Below are 7639 nucleotides of genomic sequence, written 5' to 3'. Positions count from 1 at the left end.
TATTGTTCCTAATGGCCGCCTTGAACTGCAGAAAGGTGACATCTTGCTTACTATCGCCCAGCAAAGCTGATGCCTAAAGCTTGGCAACACCACGATTAAGCTTACACAAGCCCCTGGCAGTTATGTTTTCGCCCGACCTGACGGATCCCAGAAATGCTTGTCCATATCTACATGGCCGTTTGACTTAAAACTGACACCCTCTGCCTCCAGCAGGGGGTGGTGCTGTGACCATCCGGGAGCTGTGCGACCCTCCTTATTTACAACACGGTGGCAGGGTAGTTGCTCGGCGCCAAGGGTGTAGCGCAATGTACGTCCTACCATGCGGGCATGGCTGGGCCAGCCTGCCAAGGCTGCAATAGTTCCGTAGGTAGTGACCTTGCCATGGGGAATCTGTGACACAATGTTCATCACGTCATCGCCGAACCTTCGTGCCTCTTCGGCTGTCATCTTGTCTGGGTAGTCTTTCATGATAGGTGATAATAGAAAGACACGCCCTTAGTTGAGCGTGTCCCTCTCAATATTTGAGTCTTATTCTTGATTATTTGCGTTTTGCCTCAATTGGGAATTGACCCATCATAGCACCTTTGGCAGCATTTTCACCATCCAGAGTGAGATATACATCGATGTTCATACCTGCCATAGCTGTATAGAAAGTGAAAGAAATCTCGTCAGCCTTCTCTGTGTTGATGTCTTCGCATTCAATCTTCTCTTCACCCATAGCCTCTGCGGTCATGTAACCTGTAATCTTGCCATCATTTTCCTCAAACACGATAGTCATCTCTGATTCACCCATTGGAGTGCTGGCAGTAGCCAACCATGAGCCGATGAAAGGATTCTTCTTGTCCTGTGCAAAGGTGTTGTTAGAAACAAACAGCATGGTCATCAGGCAAACCATCATAAAAGCAATCTTCTTCATAATCTGTAATCTTTTTAAGTTATTTTCCCTTTTCAATAATCTTGATTAAATTGTCTGCCTCTTTAACAATCTCCTTTTCTCCAAATGCCTGAGCAACCCTTTTAATCGCATCCAGATTTCTTACATAGGCATCCAGCCATGAGAAAATATCTCCAGGATATGCCTGAATTTGATATTCCTTCAATAGGGATTTTGAAATATCGATAGGATCCCTTTTATTTAATCTCTGATTTAGAATATAATAGGAAATTCCCCTTTGCAAGCAATCACAAAATGGCCTTTCCACACAATCACAACGTAGGAAATCAGATTGAAGCTTAATTAGGGCATCCTGGAATTTCTTATCCAATTTAACAATGGATTCTCCAGAAGAGATAATATCCAATGTTGATTCAGAGAATAAACGAGTTGAGAAGTTCATTTTCAATGCTGCGACAATTTGTTTATGAACAACTGGAGCCAAATAAGCATTTTCAAACAATTCCAAATCCATAGCAATTGATTGTACTTTAAGCAAATTATTTGAATTAACTTCCTTTTTAGTCATTTTTTCATTAATGTCCCTAAAAATATTCTTCCTAAACTCAATTTTAGAAACATAAATGTCTGAATCCAAATCAATTCCACCCTTTTTAGACTTTTTACTTTTCTTCAAGTCAATCTTCTTTTCATACATGACTTTATAATTGGAAGACTGATTAATAGATCCATAATCCTTTTTAGACTCTTTTTTATAATTAGAATTTGTTTTTAAATTGGAATCTTTATTATCTTCTTTTTTAGAGTCTTTAGTTTTAGAACTTTTATTAGAACCTTTATTAGAACCTTTATTAGAATCTTTTTTAGACTTATTATCTTTATTTTTATTAGCAGAATCCTTTTTAGAATCCTTTTTAGAACCTTTATTAGACTTATTATCTTTATTTTTATTAGCAGAACCCTTTTTAGAATCTTTCTTAGAACCTTTATTAGAATTATTCTCCTTTTTATTCATCTTATTAGAATCCTTAGAATCCTTTTTAGAACCTTTATTAGAATTATTCTCCTTTTTATTTTTCTTATTAGAATCCTTCTTAGATTTATTAGAATCCTTCTTAGAATTATTAGAATCCTTCTTAGAATTCTTCTTAGATTTTTTATCAGATTTATTTTGATTTTTATTCTTTTTAGAAGATTCCTTATTATTTTTATCTTTTTTAGAATCGGATTTTAAAGTTTTGCCTTTTTTACTATTCTTCTTAGACTTCTTAATATTTTTATCCTTTTTATCCTTTTTATCCTTTTTATCCTTTTTATCCTTTTTATCCTTTTTATTCTTTTTATTCTTTTTAGACTTCTTAGTCTTTTTAGACTTCTTAGTCTTTTTTTCCTCAAATTCCTCATTTTTATTAGCATTCAATCTATTTTGAACCCTAATGTTTTTCTTCGCTATTTCATCATTCTCATTATCTATCCTATTTGAAATCTTATGAAGTTCCTTAAGGTTTGTCTTAAAGAATGGCTTCTTATAGTACTGATTCAAGTAATTCCTATTTTCCATTGATTCCTTAATGATAACCCCATCACTGAGAGACAAGAATGACATGGCAACTGCCCTTCCAAATCTTGTAACCTCTATTGTACCATCAGAATATACATCAATTGCCTTCTTGTCAATAAGTTCGTCAAGAGCTGTGTCTATATCCATTGGAACCGGAATATTTTTATAGAATTCACGAACATCCCTAACTTTCCTTAATGACTCTGATGATATATCAGCAAGTATCTGTTCAAGGGATCCTTCCTCAGTATAGTCTACAAAAATGTCCTCCACTCCACTTTCAAGCAAGTCCAATGCCATTGCCTCTTCACTTTCACCATCAAACTCATTGCCTATTTCAGGAATTAGATAAATCAAACCCCTGTCATGATAGCTAGGCCTTCCAGCCCTTCCCAACATCTGTGAGAATTCATTTGGAGAAATCCACTTATTGCCCATCAGCAATGATTCAAAAATTACCTGTGAAGCTGGGAAATCCACACCTGCTGCAAGGGCAGCTGTTGTTACAACAGCAGCAATCTTGCCCTTTGAAAAGTCCTTTTCTATCTTTTCCTTCTTGAAGTAGGACAATCCTGCATGATATGCTGAAGCGCTTATTCCCTTGTTTGATAGGAAATTAGCAATCTTATGGGTTTTTCTTCTTGAATTGGTAAATATTAAGGTTTGACCATTGAAACCCTTTGATGATTGGGTGTAAAATTCCTTGTGAACCAATTTTCTCATTAGAAGCCTTCTTTGAATATCTCCCCTTGCAAATATTATATGCCTTTCAAGAGGTACAGGACGCTCCTTATACTGAACCAGATCCATATTGAAATCATGGGCCAAGGTCTTTGGATTTTTAATGGTTGCAGACAAACCTATCACTTGAGTGTTTGGGAAAATATGTTCAATACGCTTAATCAAACCGTTTAACCTAAGACCCCTTTCCTCATCTGAGATTGTATGGATTTCATCTATAAGGACAAGGCCCAAATCATTCAGAAGATGGGATTTTCCGGATCTTATTAGAAAATCGATTCCCTCATAGGTACCTACAACAATGTCTGCATCTGCAATGTTTGAATCAGGTAACTTAAGCTCACCCTTTGCCTTGATTCTGTTCATACCTACCTTAATTGCAACCTTGAGACCGAGAGGTTCATATCTCTTTTTAAAGTCCCTGTATTTCTGGTTTGCAAGTGCAACAAGGGGGGTCAAAAAGAGGAATTTCTTACCGTTCAATGCCTTTGGAACCCCTGCAAGCTCTCCAACCAAGGTCTTTCCACTGCCTGTAGCTGAAACAACAAGAAGATTCTTATCCCTCAAAAGACCTGCACGAATTGCCAAAAATTGTACAGGAAGCAGATATTGGTTCTTATCCTTAAGTATTACATCCTTGAATTCCTTTGGAAGCTTTAGCCTTCTGATTGGAACCTGAGGAATCTTGTCCTCCTTGATTTCAATATTGTCAAAGAGGGTCAAGTCTGAATGCTTTAGGGGATCAAACCTTGGGGAAAGCATTTCCAAGACTGTGTCCAATGTACCTGTCTTGTCTAAAACCTTCTTAAAGTTCCTAAATACCTTCTTGTCATAGCCTCTAAGCTGAAGCTCCCTCTTGATAGTGTCTTCGGCACAGGACTTGCAAATCAGCTGGTCATGATAACGGTAGGAGAAATCCTTGTTGATTATGGTTACCTGACCTTCATAACTACAATGCTGGCAGATGTTTGTAAATCTGACCTTTACATTGTTCTGTTCAAGGAATGTCTCCATTTCCTTATCCTTCTGTGCCAAGAAAACAGCCTGAGACCTTAATAGGTTCAATGCCTTTGAAGGAGGGTAAAGCTTGTCTTCCTTATCATCCTTAACAACAAAACGCTTTATGATGAGATTGTCCTCCTCATCCCTATTGAACTTCAAGACTCCAATAAATTCAGGGTCACGTTTTGTATTTAAAGCGCCCTTCGGACTTCCTATAGGATATAATTCCCAAGACTTTTTTCTTTTGTTTAATACTATCATATTTGATTCCTAAAGAATTGTTTTTGAATAAATTTTGATTAATCACTTATCACTTTATATTTATGTAAATTACTTTATAAATAGTTAAAAGTTTTTTATGGAATTTTAAAAAAAAACAGCTCCAATAAGTAAAATGGAATTTTAAAAAAAAACGGCATAAAATAAGTAAAAAAAAATTAATTAAAATTTAAAAATTTCTAAAAAAAGATTAAAAAAATATATTATTCAAGAATAGTATTTAAAAAAAGATTTTAATAAAAAATTATTGCTAAAAAAAGATTTAAAAAAAGCTTAAGAATAAAAAATAACTAAAAAAAGCTTTAAAATAAAAAAATAAATATAAAAAAGGTTTAAAAAAATAAAAAAAATAGATTATTTAAAAAAATAATCTAAAAATGAACAAGATTAAACTTATTCGTCTAATTCTACACCCATTTTACCTGCAATTCTTGCAAGGATAATGGTTACTACTACTGCAATAATAGTTACTACAATTGCATAAATGAATAATCCGGTAAGTGCGTCTCCTGCACCCATTACAGATTCAATTAATGTTTGAATAGCATCGTTCCATGCTAAACCAGCAACTAAACCGAAAGCAGTAGTTACTAAAGTAATAATAGTCTTAATGACTGTTTGACCTACTTCAGACATAAAAACACTCCTTAATTTTTTTAAATTTTAAAAATCTTAACTAAAATTAGATATTAACTAAAATATTTGCCAAATAATTAATCTCTTAAATATTTGGCATTTGAATAAACTAATACTAATTAATAGTTAATAATATTTTGTTTTTAATAATATATAAAGGTTAATACTAAAAAAATGAAAAATTATTACTACAAAATAAATTTTCATTAAAAAAAGTAATTATTTTCAAAAAACAATGAAAAAATTAAATTTAAAAATTAATTCAGAAAATAATTTTTATCTAAATTAAAAAATAGGCTATTTTTTAAACATTAAATTAAGAAAAATTAGGAAAATATATAAAGTTTAGTAGACAATTAATAAATTAAAATTGAAAAATAAAATAGGTAATTTTAATGAAAATATTAAAAAAAGAAATAACAATAAACTAATTTTAATAAAAACTAATTAGTTAATTATAAAAAATTGAAATACTTAAAAAATAAAAAAAGAAAAGAAGAAATAAATTTCTGATTAGAATAATCAAAAATTATACAGCATCAGAACCTCTTTCACCAGTTCTAATACGTATTACCTCTTCCACATCTGAAACAAATATCTTACCGTCTCCGACTTCACCTGTACGTGCACTTTCTATAAGAATTGATAAAATGTCTTCAAGGTCATCCTCATTAACAATCAATTCAACACGAGTTTTTGGAATAAGATCAATACAATAGCTTGAGCCTCTATAAGATTCCTTTACGCCTAATTGTCTTCCTCTTCCCTTAACTTCAGAAACGTTCATACCTTCACAACCCGCTTCCAGCAATGCTCTTTTAACGTTTTCAAACATTTCCTCACGGATTACTGCAATAATTCTTTTCATAAAATCCCTCTGTTTAAATCTTTATTTGAAATAATACATATACTTAAAGAATTTTTAAAATTTTATTTGACTTAATAAACATACTAAAAATTTTAAAAAACAAAATCTTAAAATAAAATCTTAAAATAAAATCTTAAAATAAAATTTTAAAATAAAATCTTAAAATAAAATCTTAAAATAAAATCTTAAACCTTTTTATTATAATCTGTAACCAGATTCCTCGTGTAGGTAGGAATCCAATCCTCCGATTTCCTCCTTGTCTTCCACTCTTAATCCACAAGCTTTATCAAGAACCTTTGCAATTATGAAACTTATTGCAAATGTGTAGATTGCTGTAGCCACAACACTTATGAGCTGAACAGTCAATTGACCGGGATTTCCATAGAATAAACCTGCAACCCCATTGATTGCTGGAGATGCAAACAATCCTGTAGCAATAAGACCCCAGACTCCAGAGAGACCGTGAACACCAAATACATCCAAAGCGTCATCATAATCAAATCTTGACTTGAGATTGTAAATTGCATAATATGAAATCAATGCTGCACCTATGCCAATTACAATTGATCCTGACAATGGAACGAAACCTGCTGCAGGTGTGATTGCAACAAGACCTGCAACTACACCGGTAATAGCACCCAATACAGTTGGTTTTCCAAGTTTTATAATATCCAAAATCACCCATGTAATCATTGCAACTGCTGCTGCAGTGTTTGAAATCAATATTGCAGAACCTGCAAGACCATTAGCTGCAAGGGCTGATCCTCCGTTGAATCCCATCCATCCAAACCAAAGGAATCCTGCACCTAAAATGGAATAACCTAAATTGTGAGGTAAAAGGGAAGTGTCCTTACGCTTACCGAGAACCAATGCCAATGCAAGAGCTGAGAAACCTGAATTGACTTCAACAGCAACTCCTCCTGCAAAATCGATAGCTCCCATATTCATTAGCCATCCGCCACCCCAAATCCAGTGACAGACCGGAACATAGACAAGACTAACCCATAGGATTGTAAACAGTACCCAAGGACCGGTTTTCATTCTTCCAACAATTGAACCTGAAACAAGTGCTGCAGTAAGGCCTGCAAAGGTTAATTGAAATCCTGCAAAAACAAGAGTAGGGATTGTACCTGTTAGGGAGTCCACACCAATGCCCTCAAGGAATAAATTTACTGGTTGTCCTATAAAGCCAGCTATTGAAGAGGGAGCAAATGCGACCTGATAACCATAGGCCACCCAAATGATACTTGCTATTGCAAATGCAATCAAGGATAAAAACATTGTATTTAAAACATTTTTCCTTTTTGAAAGTCCACCATAAAAAAACGCCAAGCCTGGAATAGTCATTAAAAGTACCATAATGATACATACTAACATCCAAGCTGTATCTCCTGTATCTAATAACATATTAATCCTCAAAAATTTAATTAAATAAAAAAATAATAATTTTTATCACAAAAATTGTAAAAATAACTTATTAAAGTAAAAATAATTTTTTAGTCGGAAACGGAAATCCTATTCCGACAAGAATATATTGTACAAGATAGTATATAAATGTTAGTTTTTTTACAATGAATTTTATTAAAAATTTAAATCTAAATCATTAAACTTTAAAAGAATTCTAAAAATTAAAAAAAATTAAAATAAAAATAGTAAA

Annotated in this window: 6 protein-coding genes; all 6 read right to left on the bottom strand. The window is 33.1% G+C overall.

From position 1 onward, the window contains the following. Positions 1-120: 120 nt before the first annotated feature. Positions 121-447 carry an MGMT family protein gene (locus Q0138_RS01620; protein WP_297980018.1) on the bottom strand — a complete coding sequence of 109 codons (327 nt, stop codon included), beginning with the start codon at positions 445-447 and terminating at the stop codon, positions 121-123. Positions 448-538: 91 nt separating this feature from the next. Next, positions 539-916: a hypothetical protein gene (locus tag Q0138_RS01615; RefSeq protein WP_297980015.1), complete on the bottom strand. Its 378-nt coding sequence runs from the start codon at positions 914-916 to the stop codon at positions 539-541. Positions 917-935: 19 nt separating this feature from the next. Beyond that, positions 936-4460, bottom strand: a complete 3525-nt coding sequence (locus tag Q0138_RS01610) for a DUF5814 domain-containing protein (RefSeq protein WP_297980013.1) — start codon at positions 4458-4460, stop codon at positions 936-938. A 411-nt stretch (positions 4461-4871) separates the two neighbouring features. Next, the gene (locus Q0138_RS01605) at positions 4872-5114 is read right to left on the bottom strand and encodes a DUF5654 family protein (protein WP_297980011.1); all 243 of its coding nucleotides are present in this window, start codon (positions 5112-5114) and stop codon (positions 4872-4874) included. 529 nt (positions 5115-5643) lie between these two features. Beyond that, complete coding sequence (locus Q0138_RS01600; protein WP_297980008.1) at positions 5644-5982, bottom strand: P-II family nitrogen regulator; 339 nt, start codon at positions 5980-5982, stop codon at positions 5644-5646. 198 nt (positions 5983-6180) lie between these two features. Beyond that, the gene (locus Q0138_RS01595) at positions 6181-7389 is read right to left on the bottom strand and encodes an ammonium transporter (protein WP_297980005.1); all 1209 of its coding nucleotides are present in this window, start codon (positions 7387-7389) and stop codon (positions 6181-6183) included. Between the last annotated feature and the right edge of the window lie 250 nt (positions 7390-7639).

It is taken from the genome of uncultured Methanobrevibacter sp., assembly GCF_937906425.1.
Taxonomy (GTDB): domain Archaea; phylum Methanobacteriota; class Methanobacteria; order Methanobacteriales; family Methanobacteriaceae; genus Methanobrevibacter.
The sequence above is the reverse complement of the archived record's forward strand: the minus strand, read 5'-3'. Positions and strand labels throughout refer to the sequence as shown.

Bases quoted from the DNA above. Each gene is read 5' to 3' on its own strand.
- Q0138_RS01620 (WP_297980018.1), bottom strand. From the start codon at position 447: ATGACAGCCGAAGAGGCACGAAGGTTCGGCGATGACGTGATGAACATT.
- Q0138_RS01615 (WP_297980015.1), bottom strand. From the start codon at position 916: ATGAAGAAGATTGCTTTTATGATGGTTTGCCTGATGACCATGCTGTTT.
- Q0138_RS01610 (WP_297980013.1), bottom strand. From the start codon at position 4,460: ATGATAGTATTAAACAAAAGAAAAAAGTCTTGGGAATTATATCCTATA.
- Q0138_RS01605 (WP_297980011.1), bottom strand. From the start codon at position 5,114: ATGTCTGAAGTAGGTCAAACAGTCATTAAGACTATTATTACTTTAGTA.
- Q0138_RS01600 (WP_297980008.1), bottom strand. From the start codon at position 5,982: ATGAAAAGAATTATTGCAGTAATCCGTGAGGAAATGTTTGAAAACGTT.
- Q0138_RS01595 (WP_297980005.1), bottom strand. From the start codon at position 7,389: ATGTTATTAGATACAGGAGATACAGCTTGGATGTTAGTATGTATCATT.